Source organism: Streptomyces sp. NPDC025806, from assembly GCF_055558275.1.
The window spans coordinates 256,680-279,737 of the sequence record NZ_JBVHMU010000009.1; the positions used below are offsets into that span (position 1 = coordinate 256,680).

The 23,058-nt window shown below is 72.4% G+C and carries 18 protein-coding genes; 10 read left to right on the forward strand and 8 right to left on the reverse strand.

Going from position 1 to position 23,058, the window contains the following annotated elements; translation table 11 throughout:
* Positions 1–207 precede the first annotated feature (207 nt).
* The 3 genes from ACZ4E1_RS22420 (at position 208) to ACZ4E1_RS22430 (ending at position 4,419) form a co-directional block, all read left to right on the forward strand.
* Positions 208–1,164, forward strand: coding sequence for an SCO0930 family lipoprotein (locus ACZ4E1_RS22420; RefSeq protein ID WP_467541761.1), 957 nt, complete (start codon positions 208–210; stop codon positions 1,162–1,164).
* A gap of 295 nt (positions 1,165–1,459) precedes the next feature.
* Positions 1,460–2,275, forward strand: coding sequence for an SAM-dependent methyltransferase (locus tag ACZ4E1_RS22425; protein WP_467541763.1), 816 nt, complete (start codon positions 1,460–1,462; stop codon positions 2,273–2,275).
* The gene (locus ACZ4E1_RS22430) at positions 2,272–4,419 is read left to right on the forward strand and encodes a putative bifunctional diguanylate cyclase/phosphodiesterase (RefSeq protein WP_467541765.1); all 2,148 of its coding nucleotides are present in this window, start codon (positions 2,272–2,274) and stop codon (positions 4,417–4,419) included. Before ACZ4E1_RS22425 ends, ACZ4E1_RS22430 begins: the two co-directional genes overlap by 4 nt.
* 199 nt (positions 4,420–4,618) lie before the next feature.
* Here the strand turns inward: ACZ4E1_RS22430 and ACZ4E1_RS22435 are convergent, their stop codons facing one another.
* Positions 4,619–5,509 (reverse strand): LysR family transcriptional regulator, encoded by an 891-nt coding sequence (locus ACZ4E1_RS22435; protein WP_467541767.1) that lies wholly within the window; start codon positions 5,507–5,509, stop codon positions 4,619–4,621.
* A 95-nt stretch (positions 5,510–5,604) separates the two neighbouring features.
* Between ACZ4E1_RS22435 and ACZ4E1_RS22440 the strand changes: the two genes are divergently transcribed.
* From ACZ4E1_RS22440 to ACZ4E1_RS22460, 5 genes are all read left to right on the forward strand, one after another.
* A complete protein-coding gene (locus ACZ4E1_RS22440; RefSeq protein WP_467541769.1) occupies positions 5,605–6,312 on the forward strand; it encodes a succinate dehydrogenase in 708 nt (235 codons plus the stop codon).
* A 4-nt stretch (positions 6,313–6,316) separates the two neighbouring features.
* Positions 6,317–8,266: a fumarate reductase/succinate dehydrogenase flavoprotein subunit gene (locus ACZ4E1_RS22445; protein WP_467541771.1), complete on the forward strand. Its 1,950-nt coding sequence runs from the start codon at positions 6,317–6,319 to the stop codon at positions 8,264–8,266.
* Positions 8,263–9,009, forward strand: coding sequence for a succinate dehydrogenase/fumarate reductase iron-sulfur subunit (locus ACZ4E1_RS22450; protein ID WP_399127106.1), 747 nt, complete (start codon positions 8,263–8,265; stop codon positions 9,007–9,009). The genes ACZ4E1_RS22445 and ACZ4E1_RS22450 overlap by 4 nt, the downstream gene beginning before the upstream one ends.
* A 144-nt stretch (positions 9,010–9,153) precedes the next feature.
* Positions 9,154–11,250 (forward strand): nucleotidyl transferase AbiEii/AbiGii toxin family protein, encoded by a 2,097-nt coding sequence (locus ACZ4E1_RS22455; RefSeq protein WP_467541773.1) that lies wholly within the window; start codon positions 9,154–9,156, stop codon positions 11,248–11,250.
* Between the two features lie 80 nt (positions 11,251–11,330).
* Complete coding sequence (locus ACZ4E1_RS22460) at positions 11,331–12,875, forward strand: acyl-CoA synthetase (protein ID WP_467541775.1); 1,545 nt, start codon at positions 11,331–11,333, stop codon at positions 12,873–12,875.
* Here the strand turns inward: ACZ4E1_RS22460 and ACZ4E1_RS22465 are convergent.
* Together ACZ4E1_RS22465 and ACZ4E1_RS22470 are read right to left on the reverse strand one after the other, a co-directional pair.
* Positions 12,848–15,217, reverse strand: coding sequence for an ATP-binding cassette domain-containing protein (locus tag ACZ4E1_RS22465; protein ID WP_467541777.1), 2,370 nt, complete (start codon positions 15,215–15,217; stop codon positions 12,848–12,850). The two genes, ACZ4E1_RS22460 and ACZ4E1_RS22465, sit on opposite strands and share 28 nt — an antisense overlap.
* Positions 15,218–15,296: 79 nt before the next feature.
* The gene (locus ACZ4E1_RS22470) at positions 15,297–16,304 is read right to left on the reverse strand and encodes an MsnO8 family LLM class oxidoreductase (RefSeq protein WP_467541779.1); all 1,008 of its coding nucleotides are present in this window, start codon (positions 16,302–16,304) and stop codon (positions 15,297–15,299) included.
* Between the two features lie 76 nt (positions 16,305–16,380).
* Between ACZ4E1_RS22470 and ACZ4E1_RS22475 the strand changes: the two genes are divergently transcribed.
* Complete coding sequence (locus ACZ4E1_RS22475; RefSeq protein WP_467541781.1) at positions 16,381–16,872, forward strand: phosphatase domain-containing protein; 492 nt, start codon at positions 16,381–16,383, stop codon at positions 16,870–16,872.
* A 15-nt stretch (positions 16,873–16,887) separates the two neighbouring features.
* Here the strand turns inward: ACZ4E1_RS22475 and ACZ4E1_RS22480 are convergent, their stop codons facing one another.
* Complete coding sequence (locus ACZ4E1_RS22480; RefSeq protein WP_399127098.1) at positions 16,888–17,103, reverse strand: dodecin; 216 nt, start codon at positions 17,101–17,103, stop codon at positions 16,888–16,890.
* A 254-nt stretch (positions 17,104–17,357) separates the two neighbouring features.
* On the opposite strand from ACZ4E1_RS22480, the gene ACZ4E1_RS22485 reads away from it, so the two are divergent.
* Positions 17,358–18,587, forward strand: a complete 1,230-nt coding sequence (locus tag ACZ4E1_RS22485; protein WP_467541784.1) for an extracellular solute-binding protein — start codon at positions 17,358–17,360, stop codon at positions 18,585–18,587.
* A 16-nt stretch (positions 18,588–18,603) separates the two neighbouring features.
* Here the strand turns inward: ACZ4E1_RS22485 and egtD are convergent, their stop codons facing one another.
* The 4 genes from egtD to egtA are packed head-to-tail and all read right to left on the reverse strand — an operon-like array spanning position 18,604 to position 22,971.
* Complete coding sequence (gene egtD, locus ACZ4E1_RS22490) at positions 18,604–19,569, reverse strand: L-histidine N(alpha)-methyltransferase (RefSeq protein WP_467541786.1); 966 nt, start codon at positions 19,567–19,569, stop codon at positions 18,604–18,606.
* Positions 19,566–20,321, reverse strand: a complete 756-nt coding sequence (gene egtC / locus ACZ4E1_RS22495; protein ID WP_467541788.1) for an ergothioneine biosynthesis protein EgtC — start codon at positions 20,319–20,321, stop codon at positions 19,566–19,568. Before egtC ends, egtD begins: the two co-directional genes overlap by 4 nt.
* Positions 20,321–21,685 carry an ergothioneine biosynthesis protein EgtB gene (egtB, locus tag ACZ4E1_RS22500; RefSeq protein WP_467541790.1) on the reverse strand — a complete coding sequence of 455 codons (1,365 nt, stop codon included), beginning with the start codon at positions 21,683–21,685 and terminating at the stop codon, positions 20,321–20,323. Before egtB ends, egtC begins: the two co-directional genes overlap by 1 nt.
* Positions 21,682–22,971 (reverse strand): ergothioneine biosynthesis glutamate--cysteine ligase EgtA, encoded by a 1,290-nt coding sequence (egtA, locus tag ACZ4E1_RS22505; RefSeq protein ID WP_467541792.1) that lies wholly within the window; start codon positions 22,969–22,971, stop codon positions 21,682–21,684. Before egtA ends, egtB begins: the two co-directional genes overlap by 4 nt.
* Positions 22,972–23,058 lie beyond the last annotated feature (87 nt).

The following is a 23,058-nucleotide window of genomic DNA, read 5'->3' on the forward strand; positions in this document are numbered from 1 at the left end:
GCGCCCGGCACGGACACGCCCGGGCACGGCGCGAATACTCCGATCGTGGGGCGTGGGGGCGCACGAGGTTTACCGGCCGTGCCGTCCCCCGAAGGAGTCAGGAATCTCGCGCCGCGTTGAACACGCCCCCGGTGCCGCCCGTACCCACGGTCATGCGCGGACCCGACCGGGACCGGGCAACACCCAGAAGATCAGCGGGAGTTGACGATGAAGACCTCCTGGCGCGGCGCCTCGTTCGTGGCGACGGCCGCGGCCCTGCTGGCCCTGACGACGGCGTGCGGTCAGGACCAGGGCGGCGCGAGCGGCACCACCCAGAACGTGGGCGACGCGGCGCCCGCGCAGGGCGGTTACGGATCGGGCTCGGACGGCTACGGCTCCGACGGCTACGGATCGTCGGGAGACACGGCCGCCCAGGCCGAACCGGCGGGTCAGCTGGCCGTCTGGGACAGCAAGAAGCTCGGCCGCGTCGTCACCGACAGCGCGGGATTCACCCTGTACCGCTTCGACAAGGACACCGCCCAGCCACCGCAGTCGAACTGCGACGAGGCCTGCCTCAAGGCCTGGCCGGCCGTCCCCGCGGACGGCGCGAAGCCCGCGCCCGGCGTCGACCCCTCCCTGCTCGGCGAGGTCACCGCCGCCGACGGCACCAAGCAGCTCACCCTCGACGGCTGGCCCGTGTACCGCTACGCCAAGGACACCAAGCCCGGCGACGCCAAGGGGCAGGGCGTGGGCGGTGTCTGGTACGCGGCGGCGCCCGACGGCAAGAAGGCGAGCCCCGCGGCGGCCGCCCGCCCGGCGGACCTCAAGGGCCTTTCCACCCGCAAGGACCCGAAGCTCGGAGAGATCGTCGTCGACCGCGAGGGCAGGACCGTCTACCGCTTCCTCAAGGACTCCGCCTGGCCCATCAAGTCGAACTGCGTGGGTGCCTGCGCCGAGAAGTGGCCCGCCGTCGCTCCGGTCGCCAAGAACGACACCAAGGGCATTCCGCTCAAGGGATACATGACCTTCACCCGACCCGACGGCACGAAGCAGCAGACCCTGAACTGCTGGCCGGTCTACACGTTTTCCGGCGACAAGAAGCCGGGTGACACCAACGGGCAGGGCGTGGGCGGGACTTGGTACGCGGCGGGCCCGGACGGAAAGCCCGTGGGCGCTCCGAAGTGACCTACGAGGCGGGGCCCGTGCGCTCCGCGAGCGACGCACAGTAGAGTCGGCGGGGATTTGACGAAACGCCGGTCCGTTCCTCCATGACCAGTGAAGGTCATGTGCGGGGAACGGACCGGTTCCTTTTGGGTTGGGAAAGCGATGGTTTCGGGGTGATTTCGGGCTCTGTGCAATTGGCACGTGCCGCAGGCAGTGACCGAGAACGGACGGTCAATTTCCGTTTTGACTCGCTCCTTTGGCACCTGATCAGTAGCCTCAGCTCGAACACCGGCTCGCCTACGCCTTGGAGAGATTGATGGAGCGTCCTGCCTGGGCCCCGCAGGGCATCGACATCTCGGTGCCCAGTGTGTCCCGGATATACGACTACTACCTGGGCGGTTCGCACAACTTCGAGGTGGACCGGGAAGCCGCGCGCCGGGCCATGGAGTTCATGCCGGGCCTGCCGAAGATCATGCAGGCGAACCGGGCGTTCATGCGGCGGGCCGTGCGCCACGCCGTCGACGAGGGCATCACCCAGTTCCTCGACATCGGCTCCGGCATCCCCACGTTCGGCAACGTCCACGAGGTGGCGCAGAAGGCGAGCCCCGGCGCCCGCGTGGTCTACGTCGACCACGACCCGGTCGCCGTCGCGCACAGCCGCGCGGTCCTGGAGGGCAACGCGGACACCGCCGTCCTCTCCGCGGACCTGCGCAAGCCGCGCGACATCATGGCGAGCGCCGAGGTGCGCGGGCTGCTCGACCTCGACCGGCCCGTCGCCCTGCTGCTCGTCGCCGTCCTGCACTTCATCGAGGACGCCGACGACCCGTACGCAGCGGTCACCGAGCTCGCCGAGGCGCTGGCCCCCGGCAGCATGCTCGTGGTGACCCACGCCTCCTACGACGGGATGCCCATCTCGCAGGAGCAGGCGGGCGGCACCGTCGGCGTCTACCGGGACACCGTGCGCAATCCGCTGATCATGCGCACCCCCGCGGAGATCGGCCGCTTCTTCGACGGGTTCGAGGTCGTCGAGCCCGGCATCGTGCCGATGCCCGTCTGGCGGCCCGAGACGGCGCCGGAGGACGAGGACCCGTACACCTTCGCGGGCTATGTGGGAGTGGGGCGCAAGCCGTGAGGGAAGAGCCGGGCGGACCGGAGGACCGACTGCGCAGGTTCGCCACCATCTGGAGCCGGGCCATCTACCCGGTGACGGCGACCTCGCTGACGCGGCCCGAGTTCGAGGACGAACTCGCGCCGCTCGCGCACACCCTGCGCGAGGCGCTCGCCGCACGCACCCTGGACGCCTCGCGCGCCAGGGCCGTCGGCGCGGGCCTCGTCGAGGCCCACTGCACGGACCCGGACGCGCTCAGCCGCACCCTGGACGTGGTCGAGGCCTACCTGGTCCTGTACTGCGGCGAGGAGGCGGACACCCCGGGCCGCGAGGACGACCTGCGCGCCCGCTGCTCCCGGATCCAGCACGAGATGGCCGCGGGCTTCGCCGCCGCGCTGCGCGAGCGCACCCGCGTCGAGCAGGAGGCCATCTCGCGGGCCGCGCTCGACGCCCGCAGCGCCGTCGCCGAAGCGCTGCACGCGAGCGAGGCCCGCTTCCGCGCGGTGTTCCACGGCGCCGCCATCGGCATCGGCATCGCCTCCCTCGACGGCACCGTCCTCGAGGTCAACGACGCCCTGGTGCGCATGTTCGGCGGCAGCGAGAGCGTGCTGCGCGGACGCAACACCACCGAGTGGACGCACCCCGAGGACGCCCCGCAGGTGTGGCACCTCTACCACGAGCTGGTGCGCGGCGAGCGCGAGCACTACCGCGTCGAGAAGGCCTTCCAGCGGCCCGACGGCACCGCCCTGTGGACCAATCTGACGGTGTCGCTGCTGCGCGACGCCGACGGCGTCCCCCAGTACCAGCTCGCGCTGATGGAGGACACCACCGAGCGCCGGCTGCTCAACCTGCGCCTGCGCTACGAGGCCACCCACGACGCGCTCACCGGACTGCCCAACCGCACCCTCTTCTTCGAACGCCTGGAGAAGGTGCTCGGCGCCGGCGAGGGTGCCCGCTTCGGCCTGTGCTACCTCGACCTCGACGGCTTCAAGACCGTCAACGACAGCCTCGGCCACGCCGTCGGCGACCGTCTCCTCGTCGAGGTCGCCGACCGGCTCCAGGCCTGCGCCACCGCGCCCGGCGAGATGGTCGCCCGGCTCGGCGGCGACGAGTTCGTCGCCCTCACCACCGGCCCGGACACCCGGACCGAGGTCGACGAGCTCGCGGGCCGCATCATGCACGCGCTCGCCACCCCGATCCGCATCGACGGCCGCGAACTGTCCGTGCGCGGCTCCATCGGCATCGTCGAGGGCCCGGCCGCCGAGCGCAGCCCCGCCGAGGTGCTGCGCAGCGCCGACATCACCATGTACCGGGCCAAGTCCGCGGGCGGCAACCGGTTCGAGCTCGCCGACCCCGAGGCCGACGCGCGGGCCATCACCCGGCACGGGCTCACCACCGCGCTGCCGGCCGCGCTGGACCGCGGCGAGTTCTTCATCGAGTACCAGCCGCTCGTGCACCTCGGCGACGGCAGTGTGCGCGGCGCCGAGGCGCTCGTACGGTGGCTGCACCCGCAGCACGGGGTGCTCGGGCCGGACCGGTTCATCCCGCTCGCCGAGCACACCGGGCTCATCGTGCCGCTCGGCCGCTGGGTCCTGGAGGAGTCCGTACGACAGGCCCGGGTCTGGCAGGAGCGGCACGCGGAGGCGGGGCCGCTGCGCATCAACGTGAACCTGTCGCCGATGCAGCTCACGCACCCCGGCCTCGTCTCCGACACCGTCGACATCCTGGAGCGGGCCGGGCTGCCGCCGGGCGCGCTGTGCCTGGAGGTCACCGAGTCGGCGCTCATCGGCGCGGACGACGACCTCCTCAAGCCCCTGCGCAGACTCTCCGAGATGGGGGTCGACATAGCCCTGGACGACTTCGGCACGGGGTACTCGAACCTGGCGAACCTGCGGCGGCTTCCGGTCAACGTGCTCAAGCTGGACCGCTCCTTCACGCAGGGCATGCAGCAGTTCCCGGCCGATCCGGTCGACCTGAAGATCGTGGAGGGCATCGTCTCGCTGGCCCACAGCCTGGACCTCGCGGTCACGGTGGAGGGCGTCGAGACGGGGGCGCAGGCCGAGCAGTTGCGGGAGCTCGGCTGCGACACGGCTCAGGGCTGGTACTACGCCCGCCCCGGCCCGCCGGACCGCCTCCACGACCTGGCCCTGGCGGACGCCACGGGCTGACTCCGTCGGTTCGGTCGCGCGACTGCGGGTGGTGGGGGCTGATCGCGCAGTTCCCCGCGCCCCTAGAGGCGAGCGGCTTCGCCGCTCAGCCTCTATCGGGGAAATGCGCCCGAAGGGCATGCATTTCAGGGGCGCGGGGAACTGCGCGATCAGCCCCCACCGACCCGCACCCGGAGACGAAACCAGGCGCCCCGAGCTCTCACTGGTCCCGCGCAAAAAGCAGGCGCTGAAGTTCGCGCGCAGCCCGCGGCGGCGCCACATCGGACCGGTGCGCGAGCGCGATGGTCCGGTGCAGTCCGGGCCGAGCCAAGGGCGTGACCCGAAGATCCGCCCCGGCCCGTGCCGCAACCATCCGCGGCACGACCGCCACCCCGAGCCCCGCCCGGACAAACCCCAGCACGGCATCCATCTCGCCCCCCTCCACCGCGAAATCCGGCTCGAATCCCTCCGCCCGGCAGGCCGCGACGGTCAGCTCCCGCAGGTCGTACCCGTGCCGGAACATGACGAGCCGCTCCCCCTCCAGGTCGGAGATCCGCACCGAGGCCCGCCCCCGCCCCGGCGCCGCCGCGTCCGGCGAGGACACCACGACGAGCTCCTCCCGCAGCAGCTCCACGGTCGTCAGCGCGGGCGCCGGCGCCGGCAGCGGCAGGACGACCAGGGCCAGATCCAGCGCCCCGCGCGCCAGTTCCCGTACGAGGTCGTGCGAGCCCGACTCCTCGATGAGGAGCTGGATGCCGGGGTAGCGGTCGTGGAAGGCGCGCAGCACGTCCGGCAGCAGGCCCGTGCACAGTGAGGGCGTCGCCCCCAGCCGCACCCGGCCGCGCTTCAGCTGCGCCAGCTCCTGCACCTCGTGCCGTGCCGTGTCCGCGTCCGCGAGGATGCGCCGGGCCAGCGGCAGCAGGGCCTCACCGGCGTCGGTCAGCGTGATGTTCCCCCGCGCTCGCAGGAACAGGTCGGCGCCGAGCTCCCGCTCCAGGGCACGGATCTGCTGGGACAGCGAGGGCTGCGCCACGTGCACGAGCTCGGCGGCGCGCGTGAAGTGCCGGGTCTCGGCGACCGCGACGAAGTACTGGAGCTGCTGGAACTGCATGAACCCAGGATAGTTCCCTGGATAGGCAGTGCCTATGGAAATGAGGCAGACCATGTCTTGGACCGATCGGGCCCCCGGCCCCTACCGTCAGTGGCATGGCTCTGGCAACACGGACGGACCGACGGCCGTCGATGACGCGCACGCTCTGGGACAGCACCGTCGGCAAGAAGACCGTGATGGCGGTCAGCGGCATCGTCATGCTGCTGTACCTGGTCGCCCACATGATCGGAAACCTCAAGATCTTCTTCGGCCCCGAGGAGATCAACCACTACGCGGTGTGGCTGCGCACCATGGGCGCCCCGGTCCTCCACCACGAGTGGGGCCTGTGGCTCGTGCGCGTCGTCCTCGTCGCCGCCGTCGTCGCCCACGCCACCTCGGCGTACCAGCTCAGCCGCCGCGGCATCAAGGCGCGCCCGAGCAAGTACGCCCACAAGAAGGCCCGCGCGAGCTACGCCACCCGCACCATGCGCTGGGGCGGCATCATCCTCGGCCTGTTCATCGTGTGGCACATCCTCGACCTGACGACCGGCACCGTGCACCCGGGCGGCTACGAGCACCTCCACCCGTACCAGAACATCATCGACACGTTCTCGACCTGGTGGAGCAACGTCGTCTACATCGTCGCCGTGGTCGCCCTCGGCTTCCACGTCCAGCACGGGTTCTGGAGCGCCGCGCAGACCCTCGGCGTCGGCAGCCGCACCCGCGACCGCGTCCTGAAGACCACGGGCAACGTCCTCGCCGTACTGCTCACCGCCGGCTTCGTCGCCGTGCCCGTGGGCGTCATGACCGGATTGGTGAGCTGAACACATGAGCACCTACGCGGACTACGCGACCGGCGAGCCGGTCGTCGACACCAAGGCGCCCGCCGGGCCCGTCGAGGAGCGCTGGGACAAGCGCCGCTTCGAGGCCAAGCTGGTCAACCCGGCCAACCGCCGCAAGCACACCGTGATCGTCGTCGGCACCGGCCTCGCCGGCGGCAGCGCCGGCGCCACGCTCGCCGAACAGGGCTACCACGTCGTCCAGTTCTGCTTCCAGGACTCCCCGCGCCGCGCCCACTCCATCGCCGCGCAGGGCGGCATCAACGCCGCGAAGAACTACCGCAACGACGGCGACTCCATCCACCGCCTCTTCTACGACACGGTCAAGGGCGGCGACTTCCGCGCCCGCGAGTCGAACGTGCGGCGCCTCGCCCAGATCTCCGTCGAGATCATCGACCAGTGCGTCGCCCAGGGCGTGCCCTTCGCCCGCGAGTACGGCGGTCTCCTCGACACCCGCTCCTTCGGCGGCGTCCAGGTGTCGCGTACGTTCTACGCCCGCGGGCAGACGGGCCAGCAGCTCCTGCTCGGCGCGTACCAGGCGCTCAGCCGGCAGGTCGCCGCGGGGAACATCGAACTGCACCCGCGCACCGAGATGCTCGACCTGATCGTCGTCGACGGCAAGGCCCGCGGCATCGTCGCCCGCGACCTCGTCACCGGGAAGATCGACACGTACTTCGCGGACGCCGTCGTCCTCGCCTCCGGCGGCTACGGCAACGTCTTCTACCTGTCGACGAACGCCATGAACAGCAACGCCACCGCGATCTGGCGGGCCCACCGGCGCGGTGCCCACTTCGCCAATCCCTGCTTCACCCAGATCCACCCCACCTGCATCCCGCGCACCGGCGACCACCAGTCCAAGCTGACGCTGATGAGCGAGTCGCTGCGCAACGACGGCCGCATCTGGGTCCCGAAGGCCAAGGGCGACACCCGCCCCGCGCACCAGATCCCCGAGGACGAGCGCGACTACTACCTGGAGCGCATCTACCCGTCCTTCGGCAACCTCGTCCCGCGCGACATCGCCTCCCGCGCCGCGAAGAACGTGTGCGACGAGGGCAGGGGAGTGGGCCCCGGCGGCCAGGGCGTCTACCTCGACTTCGCCGACGCCATCGCCCGCATGGGCAGGAAGGCCGTCGAGGCCAAGTACGGCAACCTCTTCGACATGTACCAGCGGATCACCGACGAGGATCCGTACCGGGTGCCCATGCGCATCTACCCGGCCGTGCACTACACGATGGGCGGCCTCTGGGTCGACTACGACCTCCAGACCTCCGTCCCGGGCCTCTTCGCGATCGGCGAGGCCAACTTCTCCGACCACGGCGCGAACCGCCTCGGCGCCTCCGCGCTGATGCAGGGCCTCGCCGACGGCTACTTCGTCCTGCCGGCCACCATCAACGACTACCTCGCCCGGCACCCGCACGAGGACGAGATCGACGCCGACCACCCGGCGGCGCAGGAGGTCCTCGCCGAGACCGAGGACCGCATCAACCTGCTGCTCGCCGTCGACGGCGACCGCACCCCGGACTCCTTCCACCGCGAACTCGGCGAACTCATGTGGGAGTTCTGCGGCATGGCCCGCACCGAGGAGGGCCTGCGCAAGGCCCTCGACCGGATCCCGCAGATCCGCGACGAGTTCTGGCGCCGCATCAAGGTGCCCGGCACCGGCGAGGAGTTCAACCAGTCGCTGGAGAAGGCCAACCGCATCGTCGACTACCTCGAGCTCGCCGAGCTCATGTGCCTCGACGCCCTGCACCGCGCCGAGTCCTGCGGCGGCCACTTCCGCGAGGAGTCCCAGACGCCCGACGGCGAGGCCGCCCGCCGCGACGAGGAGTTCTCCTACGCCGCCGCCTGGGAGTTCACCGGCACCGGCACCGCGCCGGTGCTCCACAAGGAAGACCTCGTCTTCGAGTACGTCCACCCCACCCAGCGGAGCTACGCATGAAGCTCACCCTGCGCGTCTGGCGCCAGAAGAACGCCGACGCCGAAGGCGCCATGTCCACGTACGAGGTGGACGGCATCTCCCAGGACATGTCCTTCCTGGAGATGCTCGACACCCTCAACGAGGAACTCATCGTCAAAGGCGACGACCCCGTCGCCTTCGACCACGACTGCCGCGAGGGCATCTGCGGCGCCTGCTCGCTCGTCATCAACGGCGACGCGCACGGCCCCGAGCGCACCACCACCTGCCAGCTGCACATGCGGTCCTTCCAGGACGGCGACACGATCGACATCGAGCCGTGGCGCGCCTCCGCGTTCCCGGTCGTCAAGGACCTGGTCGTCGACCGCTCGGCCTTCGACCGGATCATCCAGGCCGGCGGCTACGTCACGGCCCCGACCGGCGCCGCCCCCGAGGCGCACGCCACCCCGGTGCCCAAGCCCGACGCCGACTTCGCCTTCGAGCACGCCGAGTGCATCGGCTGCGGCGCCTGCGTCGCCGCCTGTCCGAACGGCGCGGCGATGCTCTTCACCTCGGCGAAGATCAACCACCTCAACGTCCTGCCGCAGGGCGCCCCCGAGCGCGAGACCCGCGTCCTGGACATGGTGGCGCAGATGGACGACGAGGGATTCGGCGGCTGCACCCTCACCGGCGAGTGCGCCACCGCCTGCCCGAAGGGCATCCCGCTCTTCTCCATCACCAGCATGAACAAGGAGTGGCTGCGCGCCAACCGCAAGGTCGGCCGCTGACCTTCGCAGAAACGCACAGAACGTCCCGCGAACAGCGCGGGGTGGGCGGGACCGGGAGTGGTGCTCAACCCCCGGTCCCGTCATCGCGTCCGTCCCCCGGAAATCCCGGCGACGGCGCCGCCGCCCCGTCGGTACGCTGCGCGGATGATCACGCAGCACGGCCCGGCCCACCACGAGGGGGACCTGGAGGCCCATCTCACCGTCGACGCCGGCGACGAGTCCGCCGTAGGACGCCTCGCCGACTGGGCCGCCGCGCGCGGACTCGGCTTCGCCCACATCGTCCTCGCCCGCGGCCACCACCCCTCCCAGCCCATGGTGACCCTCCGCGGCCACGGACACGCCGACACGTGGCTGCGTACGACGGTGGCCCGGGTGGCGACCGACCTGGCCCGGTCCGGTTTCCCGGTCCTGCGCGTGAAAGCCGAGACGACCCCGTGGGCCACGGGCGTCCCGCAGACCGACACCGAGGCCCAACTCGCCCCGCCCCACCTCCACTTCGAGCACCACGTCAAGCTCCTGCTCCCGCCCGAGGCCGACCTGGACGCCCTCACGGCCCGGGTCGTCGCCCACGGCGCCCACCTCTCCCGCAACGCCCGCCGCATCAGACCCGATGGCATGCAGGAACGCTTCGTGACCCAGCGCTGCCACGGCGTGGGCGCGAGAACGGCTCACCGCCGCCTGGAAGCCCTGCTGGCCGAGCTGCCAGACCCCCAAGTGCTGGAGACGGAACGCGAGTACGTGCTCCACGACACCCACCTGGACCTCGACGCGGGCTGGCTGGACCGGGCCCCTGGAGCGGCGCACGAAGTGCGCACTCCAGGGGCGCGGGACCCTATCGATATGCGGCTCCGCCGCGGGGCGCGACCAGCCCCCACCGGCCGCCCGCCCGCCACGAAACGGCCGAACCCGAGCTCTCAACGACACCCCCGCTCCGGAGAGGAGCCCCGCATGAATCCCGACCCCTGGACCCGCGCCCTCACCCCGGGCGCCCCGATCCCCCACACGCCTCCGACCGAGCAGAACACCCGCCCAGGCCACGCAGTGCCCCGCACACTCCTCCCCGCCCCCGAGGGCCTGACCCAACCCGCGGTCTTCGACCCGGCACTGACCCAGTACCCGAACGCCTTCCGCGCGGGCGACCCCCGCTTCACCGACGCCCGCGACGCAACCGCCTGGTTCCGAGCCAGACGCACCGCCCTCGACCTCGTGCTGTCCGCTGTCGCCGAGACTCCCCTCGGCGCCCGCCTCGTCCTGCGCGGCAGCGTCCTCATGGCGACCTGGTGCGGGGAGGACGCCCGCGAGCCCGGCGACCTGGACTTCGTCGCGCCCGAGGGATGGGCGTTCGAGGGCCCCGAGGCCGCCGAACTGTTCCCGCAGATCGCCGCCGCGGCGCAAGAGGCGTCGGCCGCCTGGCCGGACTCCCTGGTGTGGATCGACGCGGCCGGAGCGGTCACCGAGGACATCTGGACGTACGACCGGGTGCCCGGACACCGGCTCCTGCTGCCGTGGACCGCACCCGGCACCGCCGGCGGCACCGTGCAGATCGACGTCGTGTACGACGAGCCGCTCGCCGAGCCCGCCGTCCGCACCGCCCTGAACCCCCTCGGCGACGGCCCGCCCAGCACCCTCCTGACCGTCACACCGGGTCTCTCCCTCGCCTGGAAGATCATGTGGCTGATCAGCGACATGCACCCGCAGGGCAAGGACCTGTACGACGCCGTGCTCCTCGCGGACCTGGGGCCTGTCGATTTCGACGTGCTGCGTGCCGCCTTCGTGCTGTCCGGCAACGAAGCCCTGGTGCCGGGCGGACGCTGGTGGCTGAACGAGATCTACTTCGGCACGGACATCGGCTGGGAGCACTTCCAGGGCGAGTACCCGCACGTCACCGGCACCGTCGACGCGTACTACGCCCGGCTCGCCGCGGCCCTCGAACCGGTGATCGCCCGCGCCGAACGGGACGCGGACCTGCCCCCGTACGAGCGCTGGGCGCGCTGGCTGACCCCGCTCGTGGACCGGGTCCGCGCCACGGACCCGACCGAACCCGCCCGCGCGCTGGGCCGGCTGGCCGGGGCCGGGACCGCCGGGGTGCGCGGGGCCGTCGTGGTCGTGCGCGAGATCCTCGGCCGTGACGCCGTCACGCTGGACGAGGCGCTGGCCCTCGTCCTGTACGGCGACGAGCGCTGGAGTGGTTGGCGCGATCGCTCCCACCTGTGGCCACAGGCCCTGGAGGGGCTCGCGTGACACCCGGGTGCGCCGGAGCGAACCGACAACCTCCGGCGCACCCCTGACGTACCGTCACCTCTTGCGGGTACCGTCGCCGCATGTATCCGGGAGCGTACGACCGAGCCAGGCCGGCCGTCGTCACGGCCGACGGCACCGTCACCCTCACCTATGGGCGCCTCGAGGAGAACTCGCTGCGCCTCGCCGACCACCTGCGCACCGCGGGCCTGCGCAGAGGCGACCATGTGGCTCTGCTGTCCGACAACGACCCGCGCGTCCTGGAGGTCTACTGGGCCGCGCTGCGGTCCGGCCTCTACCTGACCGCCGTCAACCACCACCTCACCGCCGAGGAAGCCGCGTACATCGTGCGCGACTGCGGGGCGAGCGCCCTCATCGTCTCCGGGGCGCTCGACGCGACGGGCGACCGCGTCGAGGAGCTCGTGCCCGAGCTGCGGCACCGGCTCGGCTTCGACGACGGCAGCTACGACCGCGCCCTGGCCGCCGCGTCCCCCGAACCGCCCGCCGTGCAGCCGCGCGGCGCCGACATGCTCTACTCGTCCGGCACGACGGGACGCCCCAAAGGCATCGAACCCGACCTGCCCGAAGGCGACATCCGCACCGACCCGTCCACGTACCAGCTGCTCTTCCAGCCCATGTACGGCTTCGACGAGGACACCGTCTACCTGTGCCCGGCCCCGCTCTACCACGCGGCGCCGCTGCGCTTCTGCTACACCGTCACCGCGACCGGCGGCACGGTCGTCCTGATGAAGGCCTTCGACGCGCGGGAGGCGCTCGCCGCGATCGAACGGCACCGCGTCACCCACAGCCAGTGGGTGCCGACCATGTTCGTCCGCATGCTCAAACTGCCTGACGCGGAGCGCACCGCGTACGACGTGTCGTCGATGAAGGTCGCCATCCACGCCGCCGCGCCCTGCCCCGTCGAGGTCAAGCGGCGGATGATGGACTGGTGGGGGCCCGTGCTGCACGAGTACTACGCGTCGACCGAGGCCAACGGCATCACGTTCATCGGCCCGCAGGAGTGGCTGGCGCGGCCCGGCTCGGTCGGGCGCGGCGGGCTCCTCGGCGAGCTGCGGATCTGCGACGAGGCGGGAAAGGTGCTGCCGCCGGGGGAGACCGGCACCGTCTACTTCGAGCGCGAGGAGCTGCCCTTCCGCTACCACCGCGACGACGGCCGCACCCGCGAGGCCCAGCACCCCGAGCACCCGAACTGGACCACGACCGGCGACATCGGCCACGTCGACGAGGACGGCTACCTCTACCTCACCGACCGCAGGGCCTTCACGATCATCTCCGGCGGGGTCAACATCTACCCGCAGGAGATCGAAGACTGCCTGGTGCTGCATCCGGCCGTCAGCGACGTCGCGGTCATCGGTGTGCCGGACGAGGAGATGGGGGAGGCGGTCCACGCCTTCGTCCAGGCCGCCGAAGGCGCCGATGCCGGACCGGAGTCGGGGCGCGAGCTCATCGCGTACCTGCGCGACCGGATCGCCCACTACAAGGTGCCGCGCCAGGTCGTGTTCGTGTCCGAGCTGCCGCGCACCCCGACCGGCAAACTCGCCAAGGGGGTGCTGCGGCGCGCGGTCGTCGACGCGGCCGGTCAGGCGCCGAGCGCCCGCGCCAGATAGGGCGCGGTGCGGCTGTCCGGCGCCGCCGCCACCGTCGCGGGCGGGCCCGCCACGACGATCCGCCCGCCCGCGTCCCCGCCGCCGGGGCCCAGGTCCACGACCCAGTCGGAGCCCGCGACCACGCTCATGTCGTGCTCGACGACCACCACCGAGTTCCCCGCGTCGACGAGCCCGTGCAACTGGCGCAGCAGCACCTCGACGTCCGCCGGATGCAGTCCCGTTGTCGGCTCGTCCAGGAGGTACAGGGTGTGCCCGCGCCGTACCCGCTGCAGCTCACCGGCCAGTTTGATGCGCTGGGCCTCGCCGCCGGACAGCTCCGTCGCGGGCTGGCCGAGCCGCAGATAGCCGAGGCCGACCTCCCGCAGGGTCCGCAGACTGCGCAGCACGGCCGTCGCCGCCGCGTCGTCGGCGAAGAACTCCGCCGCCGCGTCCACCGTCAGGTCGAGCACCTCCGCGATGTTCCGCCCCCGGTAGGTGACTTCGAGGGTCGGCGGGTTGTAGCGGGCCCCCGCGCAGTCCGGGCACGGCGCGTACGTGCTCGGCAGGAACAGCAGCTCGACGCTGACGAAGCCCTCGCCCTGACAGGTCTCGCAGCGCCCGCCCGCCACGTTGAAGGAGAACCGGCCGACGCCGTACCGGCGGGCCTTCGCCTCGTCCGTGGCGGCGAACACCTTGCGCACGACGTCGAACAGACCGGTGTACGTGGCCAGGTTGGAGCGCGGGGTGCGTCCGATCGGCTTCTGGTCGACGACCACGAGCCGCCCCACACCGTCCAGCTCCTCGGTGATCTCACCGATGAGCGTCGACTTCCCGGAGCCGGAGACGCCCGTGACCGCCGTGAAGGCCCCGAGCGGCAGCTCGGCCGTGACGTCGCGGAGGTTGTGCCGCGTCACCGGACCGATCTTCAACCAGCCCGTGGGCGTGCGGGTCTGACGCGGCGTCACAGGCGACTCGTCGAAGAGGAAGCGGGCCGTCGCCGACCCCTCGACCTGCCGCAGCGCCTCCACCGGGCCGCTGTGCAGCACCTGCCCGCCGTGCTCGCCCGCCAGCGGGCCGACGTCGACCAGCCAGTCCGCGCGGCGCATCACGTCCAGATGGTGCTCGACCACGAACACCGAGTTCCCCGCGTCCTTCAGCCGGTCGAGCACCGTCAGCAGGGACTCGGTGTCGGCGGGGTGCAGCCCGGCCGACGGCTCGTCGAGTACGTACACGACCCCGAAGAGCCCCGATCTCAACTGAGTGGCCAGGCGCAGGCGTTGCAGTTCACCGGCCGACAGGGTGGGCGTCGGCCGGTCCAGGCCCAGATAGCCGAGCCCCAGCTCCGTCACCGTGGCGATCCGGGCCCGCAGGTCCTCCGTCAGCACCCGCGCCGTCTCCGACATCCCGTCCGGCAGGTCGAGCAGCGTGGACAGCTCCGACAGCGGCATCCGGGCCAGCTCCGCGATGGTGCGGCCCGCGAACGTGACCGCCAGTGCCTCCTTGCGCAGCCGGGCCCCGCCGCACAACGGGCACGGCTCGCTCTTCAGGAACTTCTCCGCCTTCGCCCGCAGGGTCGCGCTCTTGGAGTCCGCGAACGTCTTCATCACGTACCGGTCGGCGCTCATGTACGTGCCCTGGTACGGGCGCTGGATCCGGTCCGCGTCCCGCACCGGATGCACCGTCACCACCGGCTGCTCGTCCGTGAACAGGATCCAGTCCCGGTCGGCCTGCGGCAGCTCCCGCCAGGGCCGGTCCACGTCGTGGCCGAGCGTGTCCAGGATGTCCCGCAGGTTCTTGCCCTGCCAGGCGCCCGGCCAGGCCGCGACCGCGCCCTCGCGGATCGACAGGGACGGATCGGGGACGAGGAGTTCCTCGGTCGTGCGGTGGATCAGGCCCAGGCCGTGGCACTCCGGGCAGGCGCCCGCCGCCGTGTTCGACGAGAAGGCGTCGGAGTCCAGCCGCTCGGCGCCCTCCGGATAGTCGCCGGCCCGGGAGAACAGCATCCGCAGCGAGTTCGACAGCGTCGTGACCGTGCCGACCGAGGACCGGGAGGTCGGCGCGGAGCGGCTCTGCTGGAGCGACACCGCGGGCGGCAGCCCCGTGATCGAACCGACCCGCGGCGCCCCCACCTGATGGATCAGGCGCCGCGCGTACGGGGCGACGGACTCGAAGTAGCGCCGCTGCGCCTCCGCGTACACCGTGCCGAACGCCAGCGACGACTTGCCCGAGCCGGAGACCCCGGTGAACACGGCGAGGACGTCGCGCGGGATGTCCACGTCGACGCCCCGCAGATTGTGCTCGCGGGCGCCCCGCACCCGGACGAAGCCGTCGTGGCGGGGATCGGGCGGGGCGGCGTGCGGCATGGGCGGGGCTCCGGTCGTGCGTGCTGGTGCGGGCGGGACGGGTGCGTCCCGAGGAGGGGCCGGGACAAACCCCACCATCCTAGGCCGCGGCGAGGCGGGCGACCCGGGCGAGCCTGCGGTAGGACTCCAGCAGCCCCTCACGGTCGTACGTGCTGGTCGTGACCAGCACCTCCTGCGCCCCGCTCTCCTTGATCACGGTCGTGAGCTCGTCGGCGACCTGCTGCTCCGTGCCGACGATGTGGCCGTGCAGGCCCGACTCGTACAGCTCGCGCTCCTTGGGCGTCATGTCGAGGCCGGTGATCCGCTCCGCGGGCGGCAGCGGCGGGAACGTGCCGTGCGTGCGGGAGTGCGCCGCCGACCAGGCCTCGGGAATCAGCAGCCGGCGCGCCTCCGGCTCGCTGCCCGCCATGGCGACCGTCCCGGAGATCACCACGTACGGCTCGGCCGCCCAGGGGGAGGGACGGAACTCCGCGCGGTAGCGGTCGATGCCGCGCAGCATCTTCGACCGGTTGCGGAAGTCGCCGATGACCATCGGCAGGCCCGCCCGGGCGGCGATCGTCGCGCCCTCGCCCATCGCGAGCACGAACGGCGGCACGGTGAGCCCTTCCGAGGGCCGGGCGTGCACCCGGGTGGACGACGTGCCGGTGAAGAACGCGAGGAGCTCGTCGAGCTGCGCCGCGAAGTCGTCCGCGTCGTCCTTGTCCCGCCCGAGCGCCCGGCGCACCCCGTCGGTGAACCCCACCGACCGGCCGAGCCCCATGTCGATCCGCCCCGGGAACAGCGACTCCAGCACCCCGAACTGCTCGGCGACGACCAGCGGCTGATGGTTGGGCAGCATCACACCGCCCGTGCCGACCCGGATCGTGCGGGTGGCGGCGGCCACGGCGGCGGCGAGCACGGTCGGCGCGGAGCCGGCGACGCCCGGCACCCCGTGATGCTCCGACACCCAGACGCGGTGGTACCCGAGCCGCTCCAGGTCCTGCGCGAGCGCGACGGTGTCCCGCAGCGCCTGCGCGGCGGTCGAGCCCTCGCGGGTGCGGGAGCGGTCGAGGACGGAGAAGCGAACGGTGTCGGGCACGGTGGTCACGTCCTGGTTCAACGCGCGGGCGCGGAGATGATTCCCGTACGTCCCCGGAGTCCGGCGCGCGCTCTACAGTGGCCCGGTGACTTCCGACGTACGCCGTGACCTGGCCGTGTTCGACCTCGACGGGACGCTCGCCGACACCGAGCACCGGCAGAGGTTCCTGGAGCGCAAGCCGCGGGACTGGGACGGGTTCTTCGGTGCCGCCCCGCTGGATCCGCCGCTCCCCGAAGGCGTGGCGCTGGCCCGCAGGAGCGCGGGGGAGTGCGAGGTCGTGTATCTCACCGGGCGCCCCGAGCGGTGCCGCGCGGACACGCTGGCCTGGCTCGCCGAGCACGGACTGCCCGAGGGCGCGCTGCACATGCGGCGCAACGACGACCGCAGGCCCGCCCGCGTCACCAAGCTCGCGACGCTGCGCCGCCTGGCGCGCGGCCGGACGGTGCGCATGCTCGTGGACGACGACGAGCTGGTGTGCCTGGAGGCGGAGCGCGCCGGGTTCACCGTCGTACGGGCCCGCTGGGCGAGCCCGTCGGCGGCGCTGAAGGACGCGCAGGAGCGTGAGGGCCGCACCTGAGACGCGGCCCCGGGGTCACTCCTCCCCGTCGAGACGGAACCCGACCTTGAGGCCGACCTGGTAGTGCTCCGGTTGTCCGTCCACGATCTGGCCCCGCACCTGCGTGACCTCGAACCAGTCGAGGTTGCGCAGGGTCTGGGAGGCCCGTGCGATGCCGTTGCGGATCGCCTGGTCGACGCCTTCGTGCGAGGTGCCGACGATCTCGGTGACGCGGTACGTGTGGTTCGACATGCTTCCACCGTGCCCCAGGGCGGCCGGGTCCGCCACGGGGAGGCGGTGACGGTCACGGTGGGTGCGCGCCGGCCGCTCCGGCTACTTCTCCGTAACCCTTGACCGGGCCATTGGTCCATACCAAAATCCCGGTCACACCCGTTCGAGCCGCGCGCTCGTCCCCCACGTCGGGCGAACCACCCCTGTCCTCAGGCAGAAAGCGACCCCGCGTGAGATCCCGTCGAGCCCTGTTGTCCCTGAGTTCCCTCGCCGTCGTGACCGGCACGCTCCTCACGGCGTGCGGAGCCCTCCCGGGCGGCACGGCCGAACGGCGCACGGTCACCGTGTGGCTGATGAAGGGCAGCGCGTCCGACGCGTTCCTGGACCGCTTCACCCGGCGGTTCGAGGCCGAGCACGAAGACCTGCGCCTCGACATCCGCGTCCAGGAGTGGACGAACATCGGCCAGAAGGTCACGACCGCGCTGAAGGCCGAGGGCGGTGACGGACCCGACGTCGTCGAGGTCGGCAACACCCAACTGCCCACGTACATCGACACCGACGGCCTGCTCGACCTGTCCCTGGAGGCGGCCCGCGACCTCGGCATGGACGACTGGCTCCCCGGCCTCGCCGAACCCGGCGTCGACCGCGCCCGCCAGTACGGCGTCCCCTGGTACGCCGCCAACCGCGTCGTGATCTACAACAAGGACCTCTTCGCCCGCGCCGGAATCAAGCAGCCGCCGAAGACCCGCGACGACTGGCTCGCCCTGACCCGGCGCCTCGACACCCCGGGACAGCAGGGCATCTACCTCGCCGGACAGGACTGGTACACGCTCTCCGGATTCATCTGGGACGAGGGCGGCGAGCTCGCCCGCGAATCCGCCGGCACCTGGACCGGCGCCCTCGACAGCCCCGCCGCCCTGCGCGGCATGGCTTTCTACCAGCAACTCCAGGCGCTCGGCGAGGGTCCGAAGGACGCCGACGAGGAACACCCGCCGCAGGCCGAGGAGTTCGCGGGCGGCGACGTCGCACAGATCATCTCCGTGCCCGGTGCCACCCAGGCGATCCTCGCGAAGAACCCGGAGCTCAAGGGAAAGTTGGGCTACTTCCCGATCCCCGGCAAGACCGCCGCCCGGGCGGGCACCGTCTTCACCGGTGGCTCGGACCTCGTCGTCCCCGCGAACACCGACGACCGCTCCGGCGCCCTCGACGTCATCAAGGCCCTGGCCGGGGAGAAGTGGAACACCGACCTGGCCAGGACCATGGACTACGTGCCGAACAAGACGACCCTGGCCCCGGCCGTGGCCGGCGAACCGGGCGTCGCCGCCATGGCCGTCGGCGCCGCCCACGGCCGGGCGACCCCGGCGTCCCCGCGCTGGGCGACCGTCGAGGCGGACAACCCCATCAAGACGTACATGTCCGACGTCCTGCGGGGCGCCGCCCCCGGCCCCGCCGCGCGGCAGGCGTCCCGCGAGATCACCCGACGCCTCGACGAACGCAATCCGTGACCCGCCCCGTCGTGCGCTAGCGGGTCGGCGTGCTCAGGGACAGCGCGAAGCGGTCCTGCGCGTCCGTCCACCAGCGCACCGTCTCCAGACCGGCGGCCCCGAGCTCCCGCTCGACCCCGGCACGCCGGAACTTCGCCGACACCTCCGTGCGCATCTCCTCACCGGCCGCGAAGTCCACCGCCAGATCCAGAGCGGGGATCTTCACGGTCTGCGCGGTGGCGGCCCGCAGCCGCATCTCGATCCACTCCCGCTCCGCGTCCCACACCGCGACGTGCGCGAACGCCTCCAGGTCGAAGTCGGCGCCGAGCTCCCGGTTCACGACCGACAGCACGTTCTTGTCGAACGCGGCCGTCACCCCCTCCGCGTCGTCGTACGCCGCCACCAGCACCGACGGCTCCTTCACGAGGTCCGTGCCCAGCAGGAAGAAGTCGCCGGGCGCGAGCATGTCCCGTACGGAGCCCAGGAACGCGGCCCGCTCGTCGGGCAGCAGGTTCCCGATCGTGCCGCCGAGGAACGCCACCAGGCGCGGCCCCGGCGTGTCCGGCAGCGTGAGGCCCGCCGTGAAGTCGGCGAGCAGCGCGTGGATGGTCAGCCCCGGATGCCCGGCGAGCAGCGTCTTCCCCGCGCCCCGGAGCGCGCTCTCGCTCACGTCCACCGGGACGTACGCCTCCAGGCCGCTGAACTCCTCCAGGAGGTGCCGCGTCTTGTCCGACGAGCCGGACCCCAGCTCGACGAGAGTGCGGGCGCCGGTCGCGGCGGCGATCTCACCGGCCCGCGCGAGCAGGATCTCCCGCTCGGCCCGGGTCGGGTAGTACTCCGGCAGCTCGGTGATCCGGTCGAACAGTTCGCTGCCGCGCGCGTCGTAGAACCACTTCGGCGGCAGCGTCTTGGGCGTACGGGTCAGCCCGTGCAGCACGTCGGAGCGCAGCGCGGCCTCCGTGGCGTGCTCGGGCAGGGTGCGGGTCAGCTGGAACGGGCTCACGCGGATGGCTCCTTGAGCGGGGTCAGCAGGACGTCGGCGCGGCTCGCCGCGAGCAGGGTGCGATCGGGCACCTCGGTCCAGTGCGGATCGTCGTCGTAGGGCTCGGAGGCGACCACGGTGCGGTTCCCGGGCTCGGCCAGGTACCAGAGGGTGTCGCCCCAGGCGGTCGCGGCGATCGTCTCGCCGTCGGTCAGCAGGAAGTTGAGCCGGGCACCGGGCGCCGCCTCGGCGACCTCGACGACGGTGTCGGCGAGCGCCTGCGGCGCCGGATCACCGGCGCGCAGCCGCAGCAGCACGAGCGCCCACAGGAACGCGGCGTCGCAGCGGGCCTCCAGGGACAGCAGGTCGGCGGCCGGCAGGGTGTGGACGAGCGAGGTCAGCGAGCGCGGCCAGCCGGGCACCGCGCCGTTGTGGCTGAACAGCCAGGGCCCGGCCGCGTACGGGGCGGCGGCGGCCTCTCCGTCGGCGCCGCCCAGGGTCGCGTCCCGGACCGCGGCGAGCAGCGCGCCCGAGCGGACCACCCGGGCCAGATCGGCGTAGGACTGGTCGCCCCAGATCGGCGCGGCCCGCCGGTAGCGGCCCGGCACCGGGTCGCCCTCCGCGTACCAGCCGACGCCGAACCCGTCCGCGTTGACGGTGCCGTGCCGCTGCCGGCGCGGCTCCCACGACTGCCGGAACAGACTGTGCGGCGGCGCGTCGAGCACCTCGCCCAGCGCCACCGGCGGCCCCAGATAGGCCAGATGACGGCACATCAGCGGACCTCCTGCGCAGCCGGTCCGGCATCACGGGCCGTACGGAACCCGGAGAAGATCTGGCGCCGCACCGGATAGTCCCAGTTGCGGAACGTGCCCCGGCAGGCCACGTCGGCCACCGCGAACGAGCCACCCCGCAGCACCTTGTACTCGGGCCCGAAGAACACCTCGGAGTACTCTCGGTACGGATAGGCGACGAACCCCGGGTACGGGGCGAAATCGCTGGACGTCCACTCCCACACGTCCCCGATCAACTGCCGTACCCCGAGCGGCGATTCACCCGCCGGGTAGCTGCCGGCCGGGGCGGGGCGCAGATGCCGCTGACCGAGATTGGCGCGCTCCGGCGTCGGGTCGGCGTCGCCCCACGGGTAGCGCCGCGAGCGGCCCGTCACCGGATCGTGCCGGGCGGCCTTCTCCCACTCCTCCTCGGTCGGCAGTCGCCGCCCCGCCCAGCGGGCGTAGGCGTCGGCCTCGTACCAGCTCACGTGCAGCACCGGCTCGTCCGGCGGCACCAGCTCCGTCACCCCGAACCGACGGCGCACCCAGTCACCCGCCTCGCGCCGCCAGAACAGCGGTGCGTGCAGGCCGTGTTCACGGACCGCGGCCCAGCCCGCAGGATCCCACCAGCGTGGATCCTCGTAGCCGCCGTCGGCGAGGAACTCCAGGTACGCGGCGTTCGTGACCGGCGTCGTGTCGATGTGGAACGCGGCCACCTCACGCGTGTGCGCGGGCCGCTCGTTGTCCAGCGACCACGGCTCCGCCGACGTGCCCATCGTGAACGGGCCCCCGGGCACCAGGACTTCGGCCGGACCGGTGAACGGCACGGCGAGCGGCTCCGGGTCCGGCGCCGACAGTGCCGCCGCCCCCGACCTCAGCTGGTGCGTGATCAGCATCGTCTCGTCGTGCTGCTGCTCGTGCTGGGCGATCATGCCGAACGCGAAGCCCGCCCGGGTCAGCCGGGCCGGACCGTCCACGTCGAACGTCGCCTTCTCCAGCACGTCCAGCGCCCGCCCGCGCACGTCCGCCGCATAGCCGCGCGCCTCCTCCGGCGCCAGCAGCGGCAGCTTGGGCCGCTCGGAACGCGGGTGCTCGAAGGCGTCGTACAGCGGGTCGATCTCGGGCCGCATCGCCTCCTGGCCCGCCACCGCCCGCAGCAGCCACTGCTCCTCCTGGTTGCCGATGTGCGCCAGGTCCCAGACCAGCGGTGACATCAACGGCGAGTGCTGCGCGGTCAGTTCGGGATCTTCCACACAGCTCGTCAGGAGGGTGGTGCGGCGGCGCGCTGCCTCCAGGGCGTCCACCGCGCGGACGCGCAGCGCCTCAGGATCGGTGAGGAAGTCGGTGCGGTTCTCCTCGGTGGTCATGAGCGGACGGTCCTCCCCTGGACAGGCGTTTGCGTCAGTGGATCGAGCACGTCGTCGGCGGGGCAGCGGCCCCGCAGCACGTAACGGCGGTGGAAGTCCTCGACTGCCCGCCGCACGTCCGCGCCCGCGCCGAGCCGGGGCAGCGCCTCAAGCGCCGCCGCGAAACAGGCCGTCGCTGCCTCCCGCAGCTCGGGATCGGTCAGCGCGAGACGGGCCGCGTCGCGCCACAGCGGATTGTGCGGCGCGGGACGCTCCCCGGCCCGCTCGGCCAGCGGCTTCACCGCCCGGTACGCGGTCTCCGCGGCCTGCGGATCGTCGAACAGCGCCGTCGTCACCGCGAGCGGCACCAGCCAGCCGTCCTCGCCCGGCTGCGCGTCGATCATGCGCAGTTCGAGGTGGCCGCGCGGACGCACCGGCGGGAACAGCGTCGTCAGGTGGTAGTCGAGATCGTCCCGGGTCGGCCGACGCGGCTGCCCCGTGCGCGCCCATTCCCGGAACGTCAGCCCCTCCGGCACCTCCCACGGGCCGTCGGCGCTGCGCACACACATCACGGGCGCGTCCAGCACCCGCCGGGCCCAGGCCTCGCGCGGCTCCCCGTCGGGGGACGGCGCCGCCGAGCGGCCCGCGTCGATCCGCGCCCACAGCAGTTGCCGGGTCGACCGCCAGCCCGTGGGACGGCCCGACAGCATGGGTGAGTTGGCGAAGGCCGCGACGAGCACGGCGCCCAGCAGATGGCCGAGCACCCAGCGCCGCGCGTGGCCCAGCGGACCCGGTTCCTCGTACCCGGCGTCCAGGCACACCTGCACCGAGGCGGAGGAGCACATCATGGAGCGTCCGGCCGGTCCCGCCCGGTCGAGGCAGGCCTCCAGAGCGTCGTAGCGGGGGCGTCGCAGCAGCCGGCGGGGCGGGCGCCACGGGTCCGTGCCGTGCCCGGCCAGGACGAGGCCGTGGGCGCGGAGTGCGGTGCGGACGGCGGTCAGATCGGCCTGGACGGCCGAGACGCATTCCGTCAGGGTGGCGGCGGGGAGCGAACTGAGCTCCAGCTGGCCGCCGGGCTCCACCGTGAGCGCGGAGCTCAGCGGCAGGGCGCGCAGCGCGGCATAGGCCGCGTCGAGCCGTTCGGGCGGTAACGGCAGGCGGGGGCGGTGCGTCTCGTGGACGATCCACTCCAGCTCGACACCCACCGCGCGGGGCGGGCCGGTCTTGAAGCAGATGCCCTGCACCAGGGCCTCCGCCTCGGTCTCGGTGACCAGGTCACCGAGCGTCGTACAGTCTCCCTCGGTCATGCGGGGATCCTCCTGGTCGGTTCGCTTCCATGGTCCCCGGTGGGGACCGCGCCGTCGATTCGGGCCCGTACGGACACCGCCGGTGCG